Genomic DNA, 25,067 nt, shown 5'->3' on the forward strand with positions numbered 1-25,067 from the left:
GATAGATATAAAAGAGAGAGGGAAACAATATGACAATTAATCTACTCGAAATTGAGCACCTTCAAAAAACATTTGGTAAAGAAAAAGCGGTAAAAGACGTATCTTTTCAAGTTCAAAAAAATAGCATTTTCGGATTGTTAGGCCCTAATGGTGCAGGTAAATCGACAACTTTAAAAATGCTAACCGGTTTGTTACACCCTAGTGCGGGAAATATTATATTTGATGGGCATCCATGGAGTAGAAAAGATTTAAAACAGATTGGAGCACTTATTGAAGCTCCACCTTTGTATGAGAATTTAACAGCTTACGAAAATTTGAAAGTACATGCTACTTTGCTAGGCCTTCCAGATCAACGTATTGTTGAAGTATTAGAACAAGTAGATATGACACGTACAGGTAAAAAGCGTTCCGGACAATTTTCGATGGGGATGAAGCAACGATTAGGTATTGCAATTGCTCTAATTAATCATCCTACACTACTTGTATTGGACGAACCGACAAATGGACTTGATCCTATCGGAATTCAGGAACTTCGAGCATTGATTCGTTCTTTTCCACAGTCAGGGATCACTGTAATTTTATCCAGTCATATTTTATCAGAAGTAGAGCAAATAGCAGATCATATTGGGATTATTAGCGATGGTATTTTGGGATATCAAGGTGTAGTGAATCCTGATGAAGATATGGAACAGCTATTTATGAATGTTGTGAAAGAGAGTAGAGAGAAAGCAGGTGTCGTTGTATGATCTCATATGTAAAGTCAGAGCATCTTAAATTTAAAAGAACCTTTTCACGTAAATTATTAATAGCTGTTCCTTTATTTAATATTGGTTTTTCTTTTTTTATGAATCCTTCTTTTTTAATTACCAATACATTTAACTGGTGGTCTATTCTTTTTGTGCCGTTAACGATTGCGATTCTATGTTCGTTGTCTCACCAAAAAGAACAAAAAGCTGCAAATTATAATGGTATTTTTACGTTACCTGTATCCTTACCAGCTATCTGGTATAGCAAAAATATCGTTATTGCTCTATATATGCTAGTCATGCTTTTATTTTTTATTATTGTTATGTCTATAATCAGTATATTACTTCCGGGGTATTCTACACCTTATATCAAAATTGTTGAAGCCAGTGCTGTATTATGGATATCTACATTATGGCAGATTCCTTTTTGTTTGTTTCTAGCGAAACGGTGGGGATTCGTATTCACTTTAGTCGTGAATATAGCAGGTGGGTTCTTACTAGGTATAGCTTTGGCAACACACTCTCAATGGTGGATAAGCCCCTGGAGTTGGTCTATTCGTATGATGAGTCCTATAGTAGGTGTTCATCCTAATGGAGTCCCTTTAGCGGTAGGAAGCCCTTTATGGAATCTACAAGTAGTTCCAGTTGGGTTGGTGCTATCGATCTGCTTGTTTATTATTTTAATGGTCTGGACTGCGAGCAGTTTTAATCGCGTAGCAACAGCTTCTGTGAAACAGCAAGGAGGAGTCTAATATGATATTATGGAGACATTTGGTGGCAGATATTCAAAAAGTAAAACATACTGCTTTTTTATGGGCACACCTTATCGCTCCCTTAGTAGGATCAGGGCTTTTTCTCGCATATATCAGTGGTCGTGCTTCAAAGCCACTGAATACATATTCTAACTTCCTTGAAGCCATTGGTGTGATATTGCCTTTGGTGATTAGTATTTTGTGCGGTATAGTAGCTTCTCAAGAAGAGAAAGCAGGCAAATTTCAAGTGTTGTTAGGAAGTTCGATACGGAGAGAAACCAACTATATTAGCAAATTATTGTTTTTGATGTTAGGCAATATTTTTGCTATTTTGCTAGCAGTGCTTACGTTTGTGTTAGGTATGAAATATATTTTGCATATCCCTAATATTCCTTACCTTGTTTTTTTTCAAGGAGCAGGATGGTTGATTGGTAGTAGTGTTATACTATATATAATCTATTTATGGGTAAGTTTTACATTTGGATTAGGTGCTTCTAGTTTGTTAGGTGGTTTGGGATTATTGGTCTCTGCACTGATGATTACAGGGTTAGGTGATGGCATATGGAAATACATACCCTGGGCATGGGGCGTTCGATTTGCAGATACTATAGGAGTATTGCAACTAGGCGATTTTAATTCAAATATTAAATCTGCGGTGCGAGTCGAGTTTGAGCAAGGGCAAATTATATTTATACTACTAACGATCATCTTATTTGTTGTGAGTATCGTATGGTTTCGAAAATGGGAAGGTAAAAAGTTTTATGAATAGTTGAGGTGTATAACCATGGCGAAAATATTGGCAATTGATGATGATAAAGATATTCTCACTTTAATTCGTAATATTTTGCAACGTGATCATCATCTTGTTTCTATTGAAGATCAGGCTGAATCTTTAACGATTGATAAGGTACAAGGATATGATTTGATTTTACTGGATGTCATGATGCCGAATATGGATGGCTTTACATTTTGTAAAAAAATCCGTTCATTTGTTGATTGCCCTATTTTATTTCTAACTGCCAAGTCGGAAGAAGAAGACATTGTTCAAGGTCTTATGAACGGCGGCGATGATTATATTACCAAACCTTTTGGAGTACAGGTACTTAGTGCTAGAGTGAATGCTCATTTAAGACGAGAACATCGAGATCGAACAGGTTCCAAACAAACGATTTCTGGATTTACTTTCGATTTTGATAGTAAAGAAGTGTGGTTTGCAGAGGAAAAGTTATTGTTAACAAAAAATGAGTATAAAATATGCGAATTTCTTGCCCGGCATAAAGGTAGAGTTTTTACGCGTGAAGAAATTTATGATGAAGTGTATGGTCTAGATGGCAATGCACTACATTCTACGATAACAGAATTTATTCGGGCTATACGCAAAAAGTGTAAAGCTTGTAATGAGATCCCTATAAAAACAGTCTGGGGTGTAGGATATAAGTGGGAATAAAATCAAAGCGTCATTATCGCAGAACAACAATGCGTAGAGAATTATTCAAATATATCTCTGTACTAGGTATTAGTTGTGTAGCGATGATTATATTATATTTAATTTTTACATGGGCAGCGATGGCAATAGGATTTATTTTGCCTGCCAATTATAATGAACAATACATTAATCAGATCGCCCCCAAAGTGAAATCTGCAAAAACAGTTACTGAAAATATTATTCCGCCAGGTTCTCTTTATATCGTAGTAGACAAACAAAATATGAACAAATTCTACGGCAATATGGAAGAGAAAGATATAGAAGTAGCTAAAAAAGTAATAGAGGGGCTTGTTCCTACGTATTATGGACAAAAAGTATATACGGTCATTGAGCGAACTGAGGATTATTGTGTGATCCAATCATATCTACGTCCACAATTTAGCTCGCCTGTTCTCAAAAAATATTTACCTGACTTTGAGTGGTCCAGTATCGTTATTTTAATAGGTATGATTATTATTGCTGCTTTTATTATTACAACGATATTTGCAAAACAATTCAGCCAAAATCTAAATGTACTGAGTAAAATGACCAAAAGTATCAAAAATCAAGATTTAGATTTTGAACAAGAACATTCCAATATTCAGGAATTCGATGATGTTATGGTATCTCTGATCGAAATGAGAGATGCACTTAAAAAATCGTTAGAAGCCCAATGGAAGTTGGAGCATACCAAAAAAGAGCAGATTGCTGCTTTGGCTCATGATATTAAGATTCCAGTTACGATCATCAAAGGAAATGCAGAACTGTTATCATTATCAGAACAAAGTGAAGAGCAATCTTTATATACACGTTATATTTTAAGTGCAGGCAATAAAATTGAACAACATATTCGTTTGTTGATTATGATGTCCAAAACGGAAGAAGCGCTTGTTGTTCAAAAAGATACCGTTCCTTTATCAGCATTCGTAAATAATTTAGTTGAAGACACTAGAGCATATAGTAAGTGCAAATCTGTCGAAATTGTACACGAAACCAATCAACAAAGTGATGTCGATATTTATGTAGACCAACCGTTATTGCATCGAGCATTAATGAATATTTTGACCAATGCGGTTGATTATACGCCAGAACATAGCCAAATTATGCTTCATATCGTATATCAAAATCAAAGAGTCTTTTTTACAATTACGGATCAAGGTGAAGGCTTTTCGCCAGAAGCGTTAGAAAAAGGTGTGCAATTATTTTATAGAGGTGATAAAAGTCGAAACTCTGATGGACATTATGGAATGGGGTTAACTTTTGCAGAATACGTTATCAAATTGCACAACGGTACACTACTTCTCCAAAATGATGCCATCACAGGTAGTGGACAAGTGAAAATTGATTTAAATGTAAGTTCTGTACTCTAACCGAAATAGATGGTTCTTCCAATAGGTATAAGCTACTGTAACAGATATTTGTATCCTAATTGCAATCTGACTAGTATGATCCCCGACTAAAGTCCAAATCACAAAACCGTCCTTAGGCGGTTGGAAAGAGGACGCTTATTTTCTATGATATAAGAAAGAGAATAAGAAAGAGGAGATCAATGATGAGAAAATTGTATCGTTCGAATCGTGATAAATATGTTACTGGTTTAATTGGTGGAATGTCAGAAAGTTGGAATATCGATGCAAGTCTGTTACGGATTCTATTTGTGATTAGTGTGTTCGCTACGAGTGGTGCTAGTTTACTGGTGTATGTACTTGCTTTATTATTTGTACCCAAAGAATCAACGTATTAATGAATCGTAATTAAAAGTGATCAAAAGTCGCATTTTCTTCTACAAGTAGAAGAGTGCGATTTTTGATTTGTGTAATTATTAGAATATTGATAAGCCTTTTCTAACTTTCTCTATGTTCTCTATTGATAAAGTAGCTATGCCATCTATGTATTAATCTGCCTGATAATTTAATATAGTATCTGCTCATATGCTATACTATGGAATGGAAATCCCGGCAGATTCATGCGCTGTCACCATCAAGAGGAGGAAAGTTATGAAATCAAAATATTTGGCGGGTGGATCTTTAGCGATTATGGCGCTTGGATTTATAGCCACTCTGTTTTTTCCAAAAACAACGCTATTGTTAATTATTCAAGGCGGTTTTGAAGCCGGTCTTGTCGGAGGGATCGCAGACTGGTTTGCGGTGACTGCTCTATTTCGTCATCCACTCGGTATTCCGATTCCGCATACATCACTTTTAACCCGTAATCGGGATAAGATTATCCGTTCTCTGATCTCGGCGATGGAGAATGAACTGTTAAACAAAGAAAGTATCGAAAATAAATTGCGTCAATTCCGTATTTTTCCGTTTGCACTTTCTATGTTGACCCGTCAATTGGGCAAAAAGAAAATACGGCGTGAGTTATTAAATATGATGATTCCACCGATCGAACGGTTGCCTCTTGAACCGGTTGCTGCTTTTATCGGTAAAGGGTTAGCAAATTATACGCAAAAAGCAGATTTGCAATCGGCTGCGACAACGGTGTTAACGAATGCACTTAACGAGCGTTATGATGAGAAAGCATTAGACCATATTTTAAAAGAAGTAAGAACATGGGCAGCACGTCCACAAAGTCGTGATACGATGGGTAAAATTGCTCACGAACAGTTATCAAACGTGAATATGGGCGGACTAAAAGGATTTGCTTTTCAAGCTTTTGCAGGCATGATGAATGAAGAGAGTCTGGGTAGTATTTTGCAAAATATGATTATTTCCGGTGTAGGTAAATTGCAGGAAAAAGATAGCGAATACCGCGAAGCAATTATCCGCGAACTACGTATCCAGATGTTCCAGGTTGTTGATGAAGAAGATAACTGGATGAAGATCAAAGACTGGACAGCAGAGCTAATACAGGGCGAATTTGCAAATACATTTATGATTGAACGTCTGGAAGAATTGCGTCGTCTATTGGTATCTATGTTAGAGCAAGAACGAGATGGCGGTGGTCGTCATGTATTTGCGATCTATCGTTCGATTATTCGTGATCTTGGCAAAGACCCGCAAAAAGTTGCTGTGTGGGAAGATCGCTTGCTACAAGGGATTATTCGTACAGTAGAGAAAAACCATTATCGTATCGGAATTTTGGTCAAAGAAAACTTAGACCGGATGGACGATGCGGCACTTGTCTATATGTTAGAAGAAAAAGTAGGGCAAGATTTACAATGGATTCGTGTCAATGGTGCTGTCTGCGGTTTCTTAGTCGGTATAGTATTATCACTGATTCAATTGATTTGATCTATACCCCAAAAAAGGTATCTTCGCTGTTATATACAGTAGAAGATACCTTTTTTCTTAATTATTTTTTTGACTGATCCCCAATTTTATTGATCTAAAATCGACAGACCGCGGAAAGCTAATGATTCGTAAGGATGTAGTGTTGCTTTTTGTGCAGATTTTAGTAGCTGTGCGACTTCTTCAGAATGTTCTCCATGTGTAGCGATGATCAGTTCGGATTGCTCAATACGTTCTACCAGTTGATCGGGTAGTTGAAGCTCTGTCGATGATTTGGAGAAGTTAAGAATAATCAACCAGTGCTCATCGTTCCACTCACGAGTATACGCGAAAATATATGGATCATCTGAAAGTTCACAAGCGTATTTACCATAAATTAATGCAGAACTTTGTTTACGAATGTCAATCAATTGACGGTAAAAATGAAAGACCGAGTCTGGATCTTCAAGTTGCTGAGCAACATTGATTTCACTTTTGTTCGAATGAGCAGGTATCCACGGTTCAGCAGTCGAGAAGCCAGCATGTTCACTATCGTCCCATTGCATCGGGGTACGTGCATTATCCCGAGCTTTGGTACGAATACGCTCCATAATAACTTCAGGATCTTCGCCTTTATCGTCTACCATTTGTTTGTAATATCCTTGAGCTTGTTGTTCTTTTACATCTTCGATCGTTTTCATATGTTCGGCATTGGTCATACCGATCTCATCACCTTGATAAATATAAGGTGTCCCGCGTAAAGTCAGCAAGAACATCGCTAGCATTTTAGCAGAGTCTGCGCGGTATTCTCCTTCATGCCCTAGATAGGAGACTAAGCGAGGGTGATCATGGTTACTAAGATAGATTCCCATCCAACCTTGTCCGTAAATATCTTCTTCCCATTTGGCGATAATTTCTTTGAGATCATGAAGTGACCATTCTTTGCTTTGCCACATATCGTCATCTGCATCACAGACTTTGGAAGCTTCTATCATTAATACCATATTCATTTCTTCACGTTCAGGGTTGGTATATAATTTGACGTCTTCGATCGATACACTAGAAGCTTCGCCTGCGGTAAACATTTTATAATTTGAAAAGACTTCAGTATATAGCTCATGCAAGTACTCATGTATACGTGGTCCATTTTTATAAAATTCTTCGGCATTTCCTTGTAATTTGTTAGATGGTGGGGCGTCTGGAAAGCTTGTATCTTTGGAGATCATATTTACAGCATCAATCCGGTAACCATCGATCCCCAAGTCCAGCCAAAAGCGCATCATATCTTGCATTTCTTGACGTACTTTAGGATTTTCCCAGTTCAGATCAGGTTGTTTTTCACTATACGAATGTAAATAATATTCATTGGAGTTTTCGTCTAATTTCCACATCGAATCGCCGACATAAGAAAGCCAGTTATTCGGTTCAGACCCATCTTCTTTGGGAGCACGCCAAATGTAATAATCGCGATAAGGGTTATCTTTGGAAGAAAGAGCTTCTTGAAACCATGGATGTTGATCTGAAGTATGATTGACAACCAGATCCATAATTAACTTCATGCCACGATCGTGTACCTCTTGCAGTAATGCTTTCCAATCGTCCATCGTGCCGTATTCCGGCTGTATCTCTCGGTGTTCTTGAATATCGTATCCATAATCAGCATTAGGAGAAACATAAACAGGAGTGAGCCATAATATATCTACTCCAAGTTGTTGTAAGTAATCCAGCTTCGACCGAATTCCGGGAATATCGCCAATTCCATCATTATTGCTATCCATAAAGCTACGAGGATAAATTTCGTAAACAACACTTTCTTTCCAGAATTCTGGCTTCATAATCGTCTTCATTTGTCGGTCTCCTGTTCTGTTGTAACATAGGCAGTTACTTACTGAGTATTACCCTTTCAAACATGACAACAATCGCAGGAGGTCTAAAAGAAATAATCACTAATAACTATAGATTACTAGAAAACTAAAATTAGTTTGATTATAATGGTATCAAAGGATGGTATCATTATATGAACAATAAACAACGCAATACACTGACAAATATTTTTGAGGATCCTCTTCGTTCTAATATTGAATGGGCAGATATTGAATCATTGTTAAAAGCTTGCGGTACCGAAATTACAGAAGGTAATGGTTCACGTGTTCGTTTTTATTTGAATGGAGTTAGAGCTGTTTTTCATCGTCCACATCCTAAAAAAGAAACAGACAAAGGTGCAGTGAAATCCATGCGCAAATTTTTAATAGAGGCAGGTGTATATGATCATGATGAAATATAAAGGGTATGTAGGTGTTGCACACTATGATAGTGAAGCTGAGATTTTACATGGCGAAGTAATGAATATCAAAGATGTCATTACTTTTCAAGCAACCTCTGTAGAAGAGCTTCGAATGGCTTTTCAAGAATCTGTAGATGATTATTTAGAATTTTGTAAGGAAAGAGGAGAAGAACCGAGTAAACCATACTCAGGTCAGTTAACACTCCGTATCTCACCAGAAAACCATCAACTGGTTACGATTGCTGCACACAAAGCTGGAAAAAGTCTTAATCAATGGATCGCAGAACATATTCAACAAGATGCAGAAAAAGAAGTAGGTACACTAGTTTCAAAATTATGATTTATTCCATGTATAACAAAGAACCTCTCTTCACACGATTGGCGTAAGAGAGGTTCTTTGTTATAAATCTGTTATTGTTAATTACCCATCAATCGTACTTCATGTAAAGTAGGCGTATACCAATTATTCGGATTGTTATGGAGTACAGCATTGACCATATTGATTCGTACATAACGAGCAGTGAATGAAACTGCATCTGTTGTAAATCCATAGGTTGTATTGGTGGTGCGGTCGATTGTAGTGTAATTTACACCATCGGTACTGTACTCTATTTTGTATTTGTAATAAGCTTCAGAACCTTTGTACATAAACCAGGAGATATCGACTTCGCTGATCTTTTTGGCAGACCCTAGATCGACTTGCCACCAAGCAGGCCATGTGGCCGAAGATGCTGCCCAAGACGTCTGAGCATTACCATCATTGGCATTGGTAGTTGCAGAAGAAGAAACGGTTGAGATCGCTGTAGCAGGCTTGCCTAGAGCATGATTCGTCAGAGCAGGCAGAGTCACTGTACCTGTAGCGGCATCCATATTCCAACTACTATACCAGTTGAGTGTCGCTGTACTGTTGCTATCATTTAATGTCAAAGGCAACCAGATAAACTTATGGTCACTTAAGTTTAGTGGATTCCAGCGATCACCCATATAAATATAGCTTGTACCTGCGCTACCTGTAATCGTTGCAATCGAATGAATCTGTGTGGCATACGCAGAAGGATCGCCAAAAGGAGACAGCGCCGACCATGTTCCTGTTATCGAAGAAGACGTTGCATAACTGCCTTGATTCGGATACCAGCCCGAAGCCTGAGAAGTAAATAGATAATATTTGCTTCCTTTTTTCACAACCGCAGGCGCTTCCCGGTAAGCACCTTCGAACACCCAGCCTACAAAAGAAGCCACTCCTGTATAATCATCAGTCAGGCGGAAGATGGCCATTGAGTTGTTGGCACCACCATTATTTTGACGGGATGCTGTAATTAGATAAGCTTTGTTATCTGTATCTACAAATACCGTCATATCACGGGATTCATAATCAAGTGGACGAAAGCTTCCTTTATACGTAAAATTGCCATCTGGTGTATCGCTAGTGGCGACAGCTACACGAGCTAGTGAGTAATCACTACCATTTTCATAGTGTGCCCATAGGATATATTTTTTGGTTGTTGCGTTGTAGATGACTTTGGGGCGTTCAATTTTGCTAGTATTGAGTTCGGTTGCGGAATTTTTGGTGAGGATACTATTACCAAACTTCCAATTTTTGAGATCGGTAGAGGTATATACATTTACTTTATCAAAAGTACCATTGGTTGCATGTTCACCGTACCAGTAATATGTAGAACCGACTTTGAGAATATTACCACTGTTCGCTTGAATCGGGTTCCCTGAGGTGTCTGTCCAGTTGCCACCATTGGTAATCGTAGCACTTGCAGCCTGAGTAGACGTTCCGCCAATACCGATTCCAGTGATAACCAGTGCCAGACTCAGCCACAACATAACGGTTTTGCGTGAGAATTGCCAAGAGATTTGTAAAATAATAAAAACCTCCTTCGGTCATTCTAAGATAGCCTCAATAACAAAAGAAGTGAGACTTCAAGTTTATTTTAGATATTTTTGTAAGCGTTTACAATAAAAAAATAGCGAAATGTTGACATGAAAATACAGTAGAAGTTGATTCATGAGCATTAATCTGGGAGAAAAGATAGCAGTTTTCCTAAAATATTTGTTTCACATTATAATTTAAAAAAAACAAAAAAGAGATAGATTCATTTATATGAACCTATCTCTTTTTGATTTTACTTTACACCAAGTGCTTATAATACAAATTGGTAGCATCTAATCCACCATTGCCAGACTTGGCGTAGTTTGGAATTTGTCCGGCTTGGATATAGCCTAGTGACTGATAAAGAAGATTGGAAGGATCTCCATCCCGGGTATCCAGTACAAGGAGAATACGGTTTTCTTCTGTTGCTTTGTGTTCGATATGCTCCATCAGTTGGCGAGCAATACCATGACGGCGGTAATTCAGGTTCACCATAAGCTTAGCTACTTCAGCCCGGTGATCTCCATTGGGCTTGGTACATAGATGTAATTGAATCGTACCGGCAATAACATTGTTGATTTTGGCAATATACAATAATGTTCCCGGTTGTAGCACCTGTCCCCAGTAAGCCTTAGCTTCTGCGTGATCCATAGGGGGAAGAAAACCGATAGATGCGCCTGCATCTACAATCTGTACCAGCATATCCGACATTTCATCCAGATACGGTTCGATATGTTGTACTTGTTCGATAACAACTGTCTGTAGCAAGGGAGCACCTCCATATATAAGTCAGTAATACTATAGGTTTTATTGTATCGTCTCACCTTTATTGTAAAAATAGTAAAGTGGAAGCGAAATATTTCTACTTTTCGTATCGAATCGGTTTTATGTTTTTTAGAAGATTAGGTGTCTTGAAACCACAGCGTAGCAAAGTCTACCCAGCCTTTAGGATTTACGTGTACTCCGCGCAATGATGGATGATAGATTGTACTGGCTGTGCGTACCACTAGAAATGCACTGGTACAGGATTCCTGTAGTAACTGATTAACAGCAACAGACCATTGCACAATAGCATCTTGTGCAGAAGAAGCAAGCATATGTTGAGTGAATTGATCTAATTGATCAACCGTCCGAGCAGGAAGGGAATGTCTGATAAAGTTACGATCGGATTGGACATGTTCTAGTAGGCTAATTGGATTGTCGCTAACCATCGCTTCGAACAATATAAGGTCTGCTTGTTCCATCGTGTCCGGTTGTATCGTCTCCGCCCATGTTACAATATGCACCTGTATAACGATCCCAAATGTCTGATATTGTTGTTGAAGCCAGTACGCATCTGTAGCATGACGGGCAAACGTATACAAATGCAGTGCTTCTCCAGCATAAGAAGTTTGTTGTAACTGCGCTACTATATCTTTTGTCATGATATGATATGGTGCTTGCTCTGCTAACGATTCTGCTTGAATATGTAATCCAGATGCAGGGCACAGATATGTTGATCCTAGTTCGCGTACCATGTGTAGACGGTCGATGCCCTGTACTAACACTTCACGAAATCTGTGATCTTGCAAAATAGTATCTTTTCGCAGATTAAAGGTTAGTGTCGATACCCCTGTAACTGTTTGTGTTAAAGGCATTTCCAGATCGGCAGGAATAGGAAATTCTCCTGTCACTACAGTCAATACACCAGGGCTAGTCCCAAAGCAAGCTTCTGCTTCGTTCTCAGGTACAATAATAATCTCAATCTGATCGATATGACCTCTATATCCAAAATAAGATGGAAATAATGTCAGCGTACATTTTCCAGTATGATGAGATACTACCTGATAAGGCCCTGAACCGATCGGCAATGTATGTTGTGGATGGGTTGAAAGCTCGGATGCAGGAGAGATCGAAGCAGCGCTATGACTAAGATAGAAAAGAAATAGCGCATTCGGTCGGCGTAGTATTATCTGTATTTGGTAAGGATGTATCACTTGAATATAGTCGATATCTTGAACCAACCAGTGATGAACAACAGACGGATCTTGTAATCGGGTAAAGCTAGCATATACATCTTGCGCAGTTAACTCTTGTCCATGGTGAAAAGTAATTCCTTTATGAAGATAAAATGTCCAACAAGTAGCATCTTCGTTAACTTCCCAGTGATGAGCGATGTCTTTGGTAAATGTCTGTTGCAAGTGATTATATTGCACTAATCGGCTGTAGATTTGATGCACTAGATGCGTATCGAAAGCATACAAAGCGTTAGCTGGCTCTAGCGATACAATCGGTCGATAAATCGGCAACCGCAATGTCTCGATCACCCGATCTTGTCCAACCTGTTGTGTACTATATCCGAAATAAGTCATAAGCCATTCTAGAAATAACGGGCGTACAATAGCGAGTGTCTCATGGGCTTGAAGCCAAGCAAAAGCACTTTGTACATCTCCTTGGAGAACTCGTTCTTTGGCTTCATCTAATAATGCAGTCGTCACCGGATGCAAAAAAGTTAGTTCAGACGTATTTCCACGACCTCGACCCGAGCGAAATTCGATCCAACACGCTTGTTCCATTTTGGTAATAATTAATTTGGCATTACGAGGTGTGCAAAATAAAGCTTGTGCTAATTGATCCATCGTAATATGAAAAGATTGTTGATCTGCATACTGTTGAAAAGCGAATCTGAGCTGTACATAATCTTCGGCTATTCGCAAAATCGCTCTCTCCTTTACACTATCCAAAGCACACCATGAATAAGTTCTACTGTAAAACATAGTAGCAGAAAAGCAAAAGTAAAGAAAAGTGATTGCTCATAAACAAAATAGATATAATAGATAGTGTATATTGACTGGAAATGGAGATACATACATGTGGATTGCATTGTTAGTAACAGGAATAGTTTATCTAGGCTACTGGTTCGTTCAGCGTATGAAGAGCAAGCGATGGAATACACCGATAAAAGTGATTATCGGATTAGATACACCGCCACCTGCTACCTTTTTTGTCAAAGAAGCCAAGCAACAGGAAGGGATCGACTTTTATCATAAAGCTACATGGTTACGTGTGAAAAGTAACGATTCGATCGCGGTTCAAGTGGAAATCGACCGTATTCTAGCACAGATGGATCGCTTTGCTCCATCCCGGCAATCTGTCAGTGAGAAATGGGTGTTTACGACAGTCGAAGAGTGGATACTGGTAAGCAGTTATGATCTGCCTTCTCCTGAAGATTACCAGGGGGCGCAACAATTGGAACAACTATTACAATTATTAAGCAGTAGATTTGGCGAAGTTCATTATTTTGCTCATTATCAGACCGTTCATTATTACGCATGGGCCAAAGCAATCAACGGGCATTTAATTCGTGCATACGCATACATAAGTACAAAAGAAGATCCTCTCTGGGAAGAAGGTAGATTAACTCCTGAAGAAATACAGTTAGATTTGGATTTTCGAGATACAGGACGAATGGTGGAGTGGGAAGATAATATAGAGGAAGAACAATACCATACACCTGATGAACATTCGGTAAAATTGATCGCTGCTGCATGGCGAGCTACAAGTGAAAAGTCTGCTTTTGAGCCGAAAGGTTGATAGTTATAGATTAAAAAGCACAACTGCGCTACATATGGCAGTTGTGCTTTTTGAATAAGACATTACTTTTTATATCCGTACACAAAATGAATAGCACCGGAGTAATCTACATATACATCGTGTACATTCGACTTTTGCAGAAAATACGTATTAAAATAATAAAGAGGGATAGCAACCATCTGATCGGTAAGCATTTTTTCAGCGGCACGATATTCTTTCATACGAGCTTTGGCATCGGTTAAGCTGTATGCTTTTGTAATATGAGCATCATACGTAGAATTTTTCCAACCAGATGTATTTTCACTGTTCCAGGAAGTAAATAATTCTAGAAACGCAGCAGGATCGTTATAATCGGCTGACCATCCACTGCGTGCAATCTGATAGTTTTTCTTTTGCTTATCTTGTAATAATGTATAGAAATTTTCAACTTTTACTTTGATCGTCACACCCAGATTTCTTTTCCACATATCTGTAATCTGATTAGCGACATATTGATTGCCTTCACCATTAGTAATTAACGTGATCGATGGCAGAGAAGTAATATGTTCTTCTTTCATCCCTTTTTTCAATAATTGACGGGCGATTTTAGCGCTAGTCTCAAAGTTCGTTACTGGATATTCTTTACGGAATGTAGAAGTAGCTCCTTTGATTACAGGTGGTACAAATCCATAAGCAGATTTGGGACTAATTAATGAAGAACGTTTGATCGACATCGCAAACGCTTTACGGATATTGATATTGTTAAACGGCTTTTTATTCACATTAAAAGTATAATAGTAGAGCGATGCTGTGTTTGGATAAACCGTTTCTTTTCTCATGGTGTTAGTCATTTTATAGGTTGGAATATTGCTTTCTGTGATGCCTGACCAATCAATGGCTCCTGATCGGTACATATTATTTTCTTTATCAGGATCATTGATAAAACGGATAAATACTTGATCAAAATGAACTTTTTCCGCTTGAGCATATTGAGGATTACGAGCTAATGTGATGGAGCGTCCTTTGGTCCAATTGTTAACGACAAAAGGGCCGTTACTTACAATAGATGATGCTTGGCTCCCCCAATGGGTAGAGGCTGTCATACTTGTAGCATGTACAGGGAAAAAGGCAGGAGACGATAATGTTTCGAGAAAGTAAGGCAACGGTTGTTGCAGAACGATTTGCAATGTATGATCGTCTAACGCTTGAAATCCTAATTGGCTAGCATCGGTAAGTGTACCTTTATAATAGTCTTGAGCATGAGCAATCGGAAATAACATAGAAGCTAATGGAGAACGGGTAGCAGGTGACAGTACTCGTTGCCATGCGTCGATAAATTCAGAAGCAACAAGTGGCTCACCGTTACTCCAGCGAGCATCGGCACGTAATGTAAATATGTATGTTTTACCATCCGGTGAAATGGTCCACGATTCCGCAACCCCTGGTTCTATTGCTCCATTTGGTTGGGTACGTACAAGCCCTTCGAAAATAGCTTCTACAATTGTACTGGTTGTGCTATCGCTGGACAATGCAGGATCAAGAGTAACCGGTTCCAAATACAGATTAAAACGAAACGTTTTGGCTGTAGTAGTAGCCGCTTGAGTGATGCTGGATGTACTTGTACCAAATAACAATACACAGGTAAATAAAATCAAAAAACGGGTTATGTAGGTACTTCTCATAAATAAATATATCCTCCTTAACAATAAGTACGTTCCTTCTAGTTATAGCATACTATTGTGTCAGATAGCGTATCAATTCTATAATGTCCAACGATACGTTTACGCATATTTATCTATAAATATTCAAAAAAATTATAATTCATGAACTATTGAAGTCGGGTAATATAATAATGTAAAGAAGTAAGAGTAAGGAGAGGCTAATAGTTATGAATAAGGTAGAAGTCATACAATCTGCACAGAGTGAATGGACATGGTATCGAATGAAAGATGTGAAGCGTCTTATGGAGCATCCAGATTTTGATGAACATTTGCAGAAATGGGCGCAGGAAAGCCTGATGTGTACGCACAATCGAATAGCTTCTATTTATTATAAAGAAAAAGACCAAAATTATATCAGTGGAACATTAGCGATTAATATGAATCCAGATCACTGGGAAGATATCAATATATTGCATTACTATATTGATGCGAATCGAATGATCACTATCGGCGATAATACATGGTTGTTACATGATATGAGTAATGAAGAGTGGGATCAATATATTTTGGGCTGTGATTATCCAGTCGATGGATTTATGTTTGTCGTGAATGCGATTATTCGTGCATTTTTCGGGCGAATGGATGAGATTGAGATGCAATTGAAAGAGATCGAATTTAAAATGAAAGAAAATAACGGCGGGAAATTATTGCGGGAAATTGTAGATTTGCGTAATCAGATGACACGCTGGAACGTGCAGACAGTAGCGCTGAAAGAAATCCGTTTTGCGATCGAAGAAGTATTCCCTGATCTTGTCAAAGACGCACAGACATTCCATACGTTAAAAGTAAGATTATCCCGTATTCAAATGCTTCAAACAGCCTACGAACATGAAATAGATACATTACTCAAAATCGATGATAACGTAGCAAATTACCGTTCTAATAATATTATGAAAACATTAACAGTCTTTACGGTATTACTAACACCGATGACCGCATTAGGTGCGATCTGGGGAATGAACTTTAAAAACATGCCGGAATTAGAATGGAAATGGGGTTATTTAGCTTCATTGATTTTGATCTTCGGACTTACTGGCTTAACGTACTGGTGGCTCAAACGTAAAGGGCTGACCGGAGATATTTTGGATATGAATTTAGAACATCAATCCAAAAGTAAGCGTAAAAAGAATATTCCTCACAGCAAATAGATCACAAGATAACATCTCTTATATAGAAGGGAAGGTTGCTTATGTATCCAAAAATATTGTTGGCGGTAGATGGCTCAGAACACTCATTACGAGCAACAACAGAAGCGATCAAGTTGGTATCATTACAACAGTCAGGTGAGATTGAAGTGGTATTTGTAGCGGATTTCGGCAAAAGTCGTGATGAAGTACTACGCTATGGAGATATTGATGAATTAGAACTGTCCAGACGACAAAAATTATTTCCAATCGAAGAACTTCTGCAACAGCAACAAGCCGCATATGCGATAAAAATATTGCATGGAGAACCCGGACAAAGCCTAATCAGGCACGCTAACGATCATTCTTTTGATCTAGTCGTAATGGGAAGCAGAGGGCTGGGCTCTTTGAAAGAAATGGTACTCGGGAGCGTCAGCCACAAAGTAGCCCGTGGTGTCAAATGTCCTGTACTGATCGTGAAATAAAATACAAAAACACGTATACAAAATACTCCCATTTTGTATACGTGTTTTTGTGTTGTTTCTCAAGTTATATGAAGTGCTTTGCATCTTATCATCCTACATATATCTCTGAATTGTCATTTCTATCGTATGACACTACCTATTATTACTTAGGAACAGACACAGGAACATATTTAGCAACATCTACAGCAACCTGTTCCAGCTTCGCTTTACCCAATAAATGATAAGGTGAAGAAATCGTTACATAACGATCATCTAGTTTGAATGTTAACATATCTACTTTATCCGGTTTGTACCATTTGGCTTTGACTTGATTAGAATTAGGAAGAATTACTGTAGTACCTTTGTAATCATAAGAATAATCACGTGGGGATACTGAAACGGTCATATATTTGAACAAAAAAGTTACTCCATCACCCACACCACTGACTTTGCGAAAAGCATCGCCTTTGATCATACGAGTAGGTACATAAGGAGTCTCAAATCCATCAAAACCGGCAAAAGCTTGAGTGATTTTTTTCAATTGAGCGGTAGAGTAATCCACATTTGTGACAGGATATTGCTTGTTAGTCGTCGTAGAGTTAGCAGTAGTTGCTTTGGCTTCAACGTTATCTGAATGAGTTGTAGCAGCGTGCGTGGTAGTTGCTCCTGTCAGAAGTACTCCTGCGATAACCGAAGTTGCGATCCATTTGTGAATATTCATTATTGTACATCTCCTCGATAGTGTAATTGTCTTGCCTTTTATATTACACATCAAATGTATCTAACTTAAATACCAATTGTATCCAACTTGTAAATAATCACAGCTACTGAAGCAATCATTAAAAAACTGTTGCTAATTTATGACGAATCTTTGGTTGTTACTTTGAGGTAACGATGTTAACTTACATATAGTCGATAGATGGGCGCCTGAGAATCAATCGATCATCAGCAAAAGATTCCAAATAAATAAACAAGTATGGAAACTTTTCAGCTATGGTGTTCGTCTAATAGACAGGGAATAAAGGACAAGCTTGGCAGATAGCGTTTGGCACTATTTCGGGGGAACGAGGATGAATACAAATGAAAAAGAAGATTTGTTCAGCAGTATTAGTAACAGCATTGACGGTAAGCGGAGGTCTACATACACCATCCGTCAGCGCAGCAACACCGATTAAAATTACGATCGATGGAGTTCAGCTAACAACAGACCAGGCACCTGTAATGTCAGCTAACCGTACGATGGTTCCATTAAGAGGTGTTTTTGAAGCGCTAGACGCAAAAGTACTCTGGAAACAAAGCACCAAAACAGTAACAGCTACCAAAGATGGTACAACGATTGTGTTACCACTTGGTTCTAGAACAGCAACAATCAATGGCAAATCTGTTGTATTAGACGTACCTGCAAAGTCGATTAAAGGACGAACAGTTGTCCCTTTACGCTTTGTCAGCGAAGCTTTAGGTGAAAAAGTAGGTTGGAACTCATCGACCAAGACAGTTAGCATTACAACCACTAGCTCCAAACCAACAACGCCTACCACACCAACGACTCCATCGACTTCGATCTCACCGGTACCTTATGTGAATACCAAAGTAGTCGGGCAACAAGGAAATGGTAATGATCTAGAAATAAGCTTTCCAGCTTCTGCAAGCACAAAAGGAATCAGTCAGTACCGTATTCTAGTAGTCAAAGCCAATAGTAATACATTTAATATCAATACCGCACAAAATGTACCGGCAGCGAATTATACAGCTATTCCGCAAGGCAGTAGCAATTATACAATCACATTAATGCCTCAAGCTCGTGATACAGACGGACAATTGATCCAGAAAAATGTGAATTACCGTGTCTATGTACTGGCAGTAGGGGCGACTGGATATAACAATGCTTTATCTGTAAGTTCACCGATTGTTTCTCTAGGTGTAGTCGCTACAGCTTCTGCTATAGCAACCGATGTCAAAGCAAGTGATGTCTCTGACAATGGCGATGGACGAGACTTCTCAGTGACATTTACCAAAGCAAGCGATGAAAGTAAATTAAGCAATTACCGTGTGTTCGTTGTAAAAACGACAAGTGCAGGTAGCTTTAGTTCAACAGAAGCAGCAAAAGTTAGCAGTTCTAACTATACAACGATTAACAAAACAGGTTCCAATCCAACAACACGCTTAACGAATACCACGCGTGATACATCGGGTGAATTGATTACAACAGGAACAGCATATACCGTATTTGTAGTGTCAATCACAAGCAGTGGCGACAATATTGGTATATCTGCTGGTTCTAATTCATTAACATTAGGACGTACAGTTGAAGCTCCTTCGATCACTAAAGTAGAAGATGTGAGTAACTACGCAGATGGACGGGATATTCAAGTGACGTTTACCAAGTCTTCTGAAGAATCCAAAATTAGCGGGTATCGTGTATTCGTAGTGCGTAGCAAAGCATCAGGTGACTTTGATATTGCAACAGCTAACGGATTAGCATCAAGCCGTTATATCGATGTATCCAAAACAGGTAGCGATCGCACAGTTACGCTATCGACATCACTGAAAGACAGTGGCGGAGAAGCGATTGCCAATGATGTGCCTTATCGTATCTATGTGATGGCACTTGGTTCAGGTTCGTATGCAAATAGCTTGTCTTCTGCTTCTTCTACACTTACACTTCAGACAGGTACACAATCGACAGGAAATGTGAGTGGAATAGCTGTTAGTGATATTAGCGACTACGGCGATGGACGCGATCTCCAAGTGACATTTAACAAAGCGAGTGATGAAGGATTAGTGAATAACTATCGTGTTATGGTTGTCAAATCAATCAATGCGAGCAAATTCAACCTTTCTACAGCTAACAGTGTATCCAGTTCGAATTATTTACAAATTAGCAAAAATGGTTCCAATCGTACAGTAACGTTCAGTGCAGGTTCCAAAGATGTAAATGGTGATCTGATCAAAAATGGTACTAATTATCAAGTATTTGTTTTGACGACAGGTACAGGAAATGCTTCGGGCAACAATTCATTATCAGGCGCTTCGTCTGTTATTACATTAGCTGCCAATGGTGCGACATCAGCTGTTAATACCGTAGCAACAACGAATAGCAATTCAACAAGTACAGCATCGGATATTACGTTTAGTTTTGTACCAGCTAACGATACCGGTATTTCTGAATATCGTGTCTATGTGGTACGTGCTGATCAAGCAGGTTCATTTAACGTCAATACAGCAAATAATGTAGCTGCGGCAAATTATACACGCATTGCCAAAACAGCAACCAAAGTAACGCAAGCTTTAACAACGAGCACCAAAGATTATAACGGTAATGCGATTGTCAAAGATGTAGCTTATCGTGTGTATGTGTTAAGTGTAGCGGATGGTTCGGTTCGCTCGGTAAATACATTATCTGGAGCATCAAATGACTTTACGATCAAGACATCAACGGTAGCGCCGGTTACTAACCTGAATGCGACGGCAACCAATGGGGGAATCAAAGTAACTTTCTCCAAACCATCCGGTGAAACAGGTATTGCAAGCTATGCTGTGATGCTGGTACCGTCTGCAAGCTCAAACAATTTCTCATTGGCAGATGCGAATCGTGTGAGTGAACGCAATTATGAGACAGTCACCAAAGGCGTATATAGCGAGTGGACATTTACAACAACAGATGTTGATATTAATGGCGCTGCTATCCGCTCAGGTGTTGCCTATAAAGCATTTGTATTATCTATTGCTGATGGACGTGTAGCGACTGTTAATGCTCTCTCTGTAGCTTCGAGAGAAGCTCAAATCATCGCTCAGTAATACTAAGCGTTATCTATAAGTTCTTTTCTCAAGCAAGCTCTTATCGGTCTTTACCGGTAGAGCTTGCTTTTTGATTGCTCCATATGTACTGGTGATTCGGGCAAGAACATTTAGATTATTGACTCATTATGTCTATTTTTGGTTATGATAAGGAAGGAAGTATTGATTTTTTTTATGAATCATATCTACTTGCCTCCGGGCGGAAAAGAGGGACATTAATGCAATATGTAAAATTAGGTCGTACCGGTCTCGATGTATCGCGAATTTGTTTGGGATGTATGAGTTATGGAATACCTGATCGTGGAGCACATCCATGGACATTAGATGAGCAGAGCAGTCGTCCTTTTATTAAGCAAGCTTTGGAAGCAGGTATTAACTTTTTTGATACAGCCAATGTCTATTCAGATGGAACCAGTGAAGAGATTGTAGGAAAAGCGCTCAAAGAGTATGCGAATCGTGATGAGATCGTTATCGCTACCAAAGTACATGGCAAAATGCATCAAGGTGCAAATGGTGGTGGGCTTTCACGCAAAGCGATTATGGCAGAGATCGATCATAGCCTACAGCGTCTAGGAACTGATTATGTAGATTTGTACCAGATTCATCGCTGGGACCCGCATACACCGATAGAAGAAACATTAGAAGCTCTTCATGATGTAGTGAAAGCAGGTAAAGCTAGATATATCGGTGCTTCTTCGATGGCATCTTGGCAATTTATGAAAGCTTTAGATATCAGTAAGCAAAATGGATGGACACGCTTTGTATCTATGCAGAACTATGTCAATTTACTTTATCGGGAAGAAGAACGTGAGATGCTTCCTCTTTGTAAAGAAGAAGGAATTGGCGTAATTCCATGGAGCCCATTAGCACGCGGTCGATTAACTCGTGACTGGGAAGAAGAAACGTCACGTTCTGAAAGTGATAGCTTTGGTCAAAGTCTATATGCAGCTAGCGCTGAAGCAGATCGTAAAGTGGTAGAACGGGTAGCAGAGATTGCCTCTGAGCGTAATATTCCACGTGCACAGGTGGCACTGGCATGGGTATTGCAAAAAGAACCGGTCACAGCACCAATCGTAGGAGCAACCAAGCTACATCATTTGCAAGATGCAGTTGCGGCTGTAGATCTTGTTCTAACTGAAAATGAAATCAAGCGTCTAGAAGAGCCATATATTCCGCATCCTGTAACAGGATTCTAAATACGATATAAGCAAAACTCCAATCCTTAATATGTATAGGATTGGAGTTTTTGTTATTGTACTATACGTTATCGTAATAGAATTATCCTACATTACAAGCAGTCACCGTTTTGTTTTTACCTGTGCGTTTGGCTTGATAAAGATAATGATCGACCTGTTCAAATAACTGCTCTTTGGTCTGTTCAGAGCCATAGCTTTGCAGACCGATACTGACTGTAACAGACTTGCCATTCATTTCAGGATGTTGTAATTCAGCAACGCCATTACGTATACTTTCTACCAGAGCATAAGCTTCTTCAAATGTCTGATCAAATAAAAGCAACGCGAACTCTTCTCCACCATAACGGGCGGCAATATCGCTAGAAGACATATGTTGTTGAATCACTTGAGACACTTTCCCGAGAATAGTATCTCCTGCTTGATGACCATACGTATCATTAATAGCTTTGAAATCATCAATATCCAATAAAGCCAGATGAAGCTCAGCACCCTTACTGGCATAATCAAAAGCAGTATCATAATAATCGTGAAAAGAAATTTGATTATATAGATTCGTCAGACCATCTGTTTTGGACAGTTTACTCATGATAGCATTTTTGACAATTAGATCTTGCTTCGCTAACATCGTGACCTGTAAATCGGTTAAAATTTCTATACCGCAAGCAACAATAATATGAGCAATACAGGTACTTACAATAATAAAAGCAATCACGGCAATCACATCAAAGGAAGATAGATAATTGCGGAAGTGTGAATCTGTCAGATACAATGAAGTAAATGCGATAAGTTGTAAGACTGAAGGAAGCCATAATAAACGACGTTTGAAAAATACGACAGCTGAAAGAATCGGCAACAAACATAGTGCGGTAATAATACGAATATCATAATTTAGATAAATAATCGTCCATGTGATCAGTGTACTTGCACTAAATAACACGTAAAAAGATAAATGATTCCAACGGACATACATCCATTTTGTGATCAAAGTAACGATGCTCATCCAAAGAGTAGGTAGAATTAGAATATAAATATAGAAATGAGAAGCACTATCGTCATAATCCAAAAATACAAAAGAACCCCACTGAGCAAAAAAGTGGACACTAATGACAATCCAGTATACTCTGAAAAATTGATGTATCCATTTGGACTGCTTATTCATAACATCACCATACAGCCTCAAGATTTAAAATGCGTAATCTTACACATTCATGTAAAGACAAGTATAAATCATTATAGGATCATAAGAAAAGACAAGCTTTACCAAAACAAAAAATATACGTATAGCAGGAGGTAGAATACGATGATCGATCCAAGCTGGTACACACAATTAACATTAGAAGATGATGCTTATGATGTGACTGAAGAAGTAACATTCGAAGGAGACTATATATTTCAACTGATGGGGCAACAGGTTGTGATGCAAGTAGAATTTATTCAGGCGATTGACAATGAAGAAGAGATTGAACATCTGACGGCTCCTTCTATAGAACAACAACAGATCTGGGAGCATTATATCGAGCATAGCGAATATATTCAGCAGCATGTGCTACAGATCGTTTTTGAACATTATCAAAAGATTGAAGAGCGTTATCGTCAAGCATGGCAAATTGATCCGCAAGATCCTGCTACGATTCAAGAACGAGATCAATCAATTCCGTATATTACACAGCCGGAGCAATTAAAAGCGTATATAACGTTACAAGGATTTCTGATCAAAGAAACTTCGGCGGAAGCGACGTACTATCTTAATTTTCACTGTACATGGGATACAGAACATGGATTAGGAGTCAAAGTAGTTGATCACCAACCTGTTCATGTGAGTACTTTTTATACAGCATACGATATCGATTAAACGGTAATTAACTAATAAAGTATACGCTTACATTTATTGTTTGAAAGCGATTCAGTTCTGTATGCTCTGGTATAAGTATAAAGTGAGCCTTATGACCTTAGCGATTGCTGACGAAAAATGTCACCACCTAAGATGAAAGATGCGGTTTAGCGAAATTACAAAAATTACCTGATAAAGACATTGTATTTATTCGTGTAATCGGTTATAATAAGAGTAACGAAAACGTGACTGGTACTCACATATTGTAGAGGGTTGTTATGTTAGAAGGCGAAGAGCCTTGTACAATATGTGATTATTCTATTTTATCGGATGTTAATCTTCTGAATAAAGAAGGTCATGTAAATTTAATTTCTTTGGAGGTACTACAATGCAAACAGGTACAGTAAAATGGTTTAACGCAGAAAAAGGATTTGGTTTTATCGAAGTTGAAGGCGGAAGCGACGTATTCGTTCACTTTTCTGCTATCACTGGCGACGGTTTCAAAACTTTGGACGAAGGTCAACGCGTAGAATTCAACGTTGTTGAAGGAAACCGTGGTCCACAAGCTGAGAACGTTGTAAAACTGTAATTCAGTTTATAAGACGCCCTTAACGTTAGTTAAGGGTGTTTTTTTATTCAAATATTTGTAACTTGTGCAAGAAACAAATAGATATTACTACTGGGAGGGGACTACACATGTACTATTCACGGAAAAATCCATCGCAAGAGATTCCAATGGCAATGACTGATATATGGGAATGTACAAATCCAGATTGCAAAGGATGGATGCGAGATAACTTTGCACTTGCAGATGTACCGGTTTGTTCACAATGCAAGTCGCCCATGACCCGCGCTCAAAAAGAATTACCGGTGTTGGATAATACGAGCTATAGTAGACCCAACAAAAAGCGTTAATTCGGATGAAGAGTTTATCAACAATATTAAAAAGCATTAGTTTACTGATGGATGATTGTGATCCACAGATAGACTGATGCTTTTTTTAATTTAATATCATTTGAGATTAACTGAATATAACAGTC

General features: G+C 38.5%; 24 protein-coding genes. 17 read left to right on the plus strand and 7 right to left on the minus strand.

Annotated elements, in window-relative coordinates; all coding sequences use genetic code 11:
* Positions 1-29: 29 nt before the first annotated feature.
* The 7 genes from QCD85_RS13660 (at position 30) to QCD85_RS13690 (ending at position 6,202) form a co-directional block, all read left to right on the plus strand.
* Positions 30-746, plus strand: a complete 717-nt coding sequence (locus QCD85_RS13660) for a lantibiotic protection ABC transporter ATP-binding protein (protein WP_301262957.1) — start codon at positions 30-32, stop codon at positions 744-746.
* Positions 743-1,498: a lantibiotic immunity ABC transporter MutE/EpiE family permease subunit gene (locus QCD85_RS13665; protein ID WP_301262958.1), complete on the plus strand. Its 756-nt coding sequence runs from the start codon at positions 743-745 to the stop codon at positions 1,496-1,498. The genes QCD85_RS13660 and QCD85_RS13665 overlap by 4 nt, the downstream gene beginning before the upstream one ends.
* A 1-nt stretch (position 1,499) precedes the next feature.
* Positions 1,500-2,267, plus strand: coding sequence for a lantibiotic immunity ABC transporter MutG family permease subunit (locus QCD85_RS13670; RefSeq protein WP_301262959.1), 768 nt, complete (start codon positions 1,500-1,502; stop codon positions 2,265-2,267).
* 15 nt (positions 2,268-2,282) lie between these two features.
* Positions 2,283-2,945 (plus strand): response regulator transcription factor, encoded by a 663-nt coding sequence (locus tag QCD85_RS13675; protein WP_273614489.1) that lies wholly within the window; start codon positions 2,283-2,285, stop codon positions 2,943-2,945.
* Entirely contained in the window at positions 2,936-4,333 is a 1,398-nt protein-coding gene (locus QCD85_RS13680) for a sensor histidine kinase (protein WP_301262960.1), read from the plus strand. Before QCD85_RS13675 ends, QCD85_RS13680 begins: the two co-directional genes overlap by 10 nt.
* 182 nt (positions 4,334-4,515) lie before the next feature.
* The gene (locus QCD85_RS13685) at positions 4,516-4,707 is read left to right on the plus strand and encodes a PspC domain-containing protein (protein WP_301262961.1); all 192 of its coding nucleotides are present in this window, start codon (positions 4,516-4,518) and stop codon (positions 4,705-4,707) included.
* Positions 4,708-4,960: 253 nt separating this feature from the next.
* Entirely contained in the window at positions 4,961-6,202 is a 1,242-nt protein-coding gene (locus tag QCD85_RS13690) for a DUF445 domain-containing protein (RefSeq protein WP_301262962.1), read from the plus strand.
* Positions 6,203-6,288: 86 nt separating this feature from the next.
* Here the strand turns inward: QCD85_RS13690 and QCD85_RS13695 are convergent, their stop codons facing one another.
* Positions 6,289-8,025, minus strand: coding sequence for a glycoside hydrolase family 13 protein (locus QCD85_RS13695; protein ID WP_301262963.1), 1,737 nt, complete (start codon positions 8,023-8,025; stop codon positions 6,289-6,291).
* A gap of 170 nt (positions 8,026-8,195) precedes the next feature.
* Here QCD85_RS13695 and QCD85_RS13700 point away from each other — a divergent pair, with 170 nt between their 5' ends.
* Both QCD85_RS13700 and QCD85_RS13705 read left to right on the plus strand, forming a co-directional pair.
* The gene (locus tag QCD85_RS13700) at positions 8,196-8,462 is read left to right on the plus strand and encodes a type II toxin-antitoxin system HicA family toxin (protein ID WP_301262964.1); all 267 of its coding nucleotides are present in this window, start codon (positions 8,196-8,198) and stop codon (positions 8,460-8,462) included.
* Complete coding sequence (locus QCD85_RS13705) at positions 8,449-8,802, plus strand: type II toxin-antitoxin system HicB family antitoxin (protein ID WP_274171215.1); 354 nt, start codon at positions 8,449-8,451, stop codon at positions 8,800-8,802. The genes QCD85_RS13700 and QCD85_RS13705 overlap by 14 nt, the downstream gene beginning before the upstream one ends.
* Before the next feature lie 77 nt (positions 8,803-8,879).
* Here QCD85_RS13705 and QCD85_RS13710 read toward each other — a convergent pair whose 3' ends face one another.
* The 3 genes from QCD85_RS13710 to QCD85_RS13720 form a co-directional block, all read right to left on the minus strand.
* The gene (locus tag QCD85_RS13710; RefSeq protein ID WP_301262965.1) at positions 8,880-10,295 is read right to left on the minus strand and encodes a family 43 glycosylhydrolase; all 1,416 of its coding nucleotides are present in this window, start codon (positions 10,293-10,295) and stop codon (positions 8,880-8,882) included.
* A 304-nt stretch (positions 10,296-10,599) separates the two neighbouring features.
* Positions 10,600-11,052, minus strand: coding sequence for a GNAT family N-acetyltransferase (locus QCD85_RS13715; protein WP_301263021.1), 453 nt, complete (start codon positions 11,050-11,052; stop codon positions 10,600-10,602).
* 191 nt (positions 11,053-11,243) lie between these two features.
* Entirely contained in the window at positions 11,244-13,037 is a 1,794-nt protein-coding gene (locus tag QCD85_RS13720) for an ABC transporter substrate-binding protein (protein WP_301262966.1), read from the minus strand.
* Positions 13,038-13,191: 154 nt separating this feature from the next.
* Between QCD85_RS13720 and QCD85_RS13725 the strand changes: the two genes are divergently transcribed.
* Positions 13,192-13,914, plus strand: a complete 723-nt coding sequence (locus tag QCD85_RS13725) for a hypothetical protein (RefSeq protein ID WP_301262967.1) — start codon at positions 13,192-13,194, stop codon at positions 13,912-13,914.
* 62 nt (positions 13,915-13,976) lie between these two features.
* On the opposite strand, the gene QCD85_RS13730 is transcribed toward QCD85_RS13725, so the two are convergent.
* A complete protein-coding gene (locus tag QCD85_RS13730) occupies positions 13,977-15,575 on the minus strand; it encodes a peptide ABC transporter substrate-binding protein (RefSeq protein ID WP_301262968.1) in 1,599 nt (532 codons plus the stop codon).
* Positions 15,576-15,781: 206 nt separating this feature from the next.
* Here QCD85_RS13730 and QCD85_RS13735 point away from each other — a divergent pair, with 206 nt between their 5' ends.
* Together QCD85_RS13735 and QCD85_RS13740 are read left to right on the plus strand one after the other, a co-directional pair.
* Positions 15,782-16,762: a magnesium transporter CorA family protein gene (locus QCD85_RS13735; protein WP_274171210.1), complete on the plus strand. Its 981-nt coding sequence runs from the start codon at positions 15,782-15,784 to the stop codon at positions 16,760-16,762.
* A gap of 41 nt (positions 16,763-16,803) precedes the next feature.
* Positions 16,804-17,223, plus strand: coding sequence for a universal stress protein (locus tag QCD85_RS13740; protein ID WP_273614532.1), 420 nt, complete (start codon positions 16,804-16,806; stop codon positions 17,221-17,223).
* Positions 17,224-17,365: 142 nt separating this feature from the next.
* Here the strand turns inward: QCD85_RS13740 and QCD85_RS13745 are convergent, their stop codons facing one another.
* Positions 17,366-17,923 carry a hypothetical protein gene (locus tag QCD85_RS13745; RefSeq protein WP_301262969.1) on the minus strand — a complete coding sequence of 186 codons (558 nt, stop codon included), beginning with the start codon at positions 17,921-17,923 and terminating at the stop codon, positions 17,366-17,368.
* 359 nt (positions 17,924-18,282) lie between these two features.
* Here QCD85_RS13745 and QCD85_RS13750 point away from each other — a divergent pair, with 359 nt between their 5' ends.
* Both QCD85_RS13750 and QCD85_RS13755 read left to right on the plus strand, forming a co-directional pair.
* The gene (locus QCD85_RS13750; RefSeq protein WP_301262970.1) at positions 18,283-21,000 is read left to right on the plus strand and encodes a copper amine oxidase N-terminal domain-containing protein; all 2,718 of its coding nucleotides are present in this window, start codon (positions 18,283-18,285) and stop codon (positions 20,998-21,000) included.
* Between the two features lie 218 nt (positions 21,001-21,218).
* On the plus strand, positions 21,219-22,196 hold the full coding sequence (locus QCD85_RS13755; RefSeq protein WP_273614535.1) for an aldo/keto reductase: 978 nt from the start codon (positions 21,219-21,221) through the stop codon (positions 22,194-22,196).
* An 82-nt stretch (positions 22,197-22,278) separates the two neighbouring features.
* Here the strand turns inward: QCD85_RS13755 and QCD85_RS13760 are convergent, their stop codons facing one another.
* The gene (locus tag QCD85_RS13760) at positions 22,279-23,355 is read right to left on the minus strand and encodes a GGDEF domain-containing protein (RefSeq protein ID WP_273614536.1); all 1,077 of its coding nucleotides are present in this window, start codon (positions 23,353-23,355) and stop codon (positions 22,279-22,281) included.
* Positions 23,356-23,496: 141 nt separating this feature from the next.
* Between QCD85_RS13760 and QCD85_RS13765 the strand changes: the two genes are divergently transcribed.
* The 3 genes from QCD85_RS13765 (at position 23,497) to QCD85_RS13775 (ending at position 24,942) form a co-directional block, all read left to right on the plus strand.
* Positions 23,497-24,048 (plus strand): DUF6985 domain-containing protein, encoded by a 552-nt coding sequence (locus QCD85_RS13765; RefSeq protein ID WP_301262971.1) that lies wholly within the window; start codon positions 23,497-23,499, stop codon positions 24,046-24,048.
* A 367-nt stretch (positions 24,049-24,415) separates the two neighbouring features.
* The gene (locus QCD85_RS13770; protein ID WP_069329657.1) at positions 24,416-24,616 is read left to right on the plus strand and encodes a cold-shock protein; all 201 of its coding nucleotides are present in this window, start codon (positions 24,416-24,418) and stop codon (positions 24,614-24,616) included.
* Between the two features lie 107 nt (positions 24,617-24,723).
* Positions 24,724-24,942: a cold-shock protein gene (locus tag QCD85_RS13775; protein WP_204826365.1), complete on the plus strand. Its 219-nt coding sequence runs from the start codon at positions 24,724-24,726 to the stop codon at positions 24,940-24,942.
* The last annotated feature ends 125 nt before the right edge of the window (positions 24,943-25,067 follow it).

The sequence above is a fragment of the Paenibacillus sp. PsM32 genome, from assembly GCF_030433815.1.
In the GTDB taxonomy this organism is placed as follows: Bacteria; Bacillota; Bacilli; order Paenibacillales; family Paenibacillaceae; genus Saccharibacillus; species Saccharibacillus kyungheensis.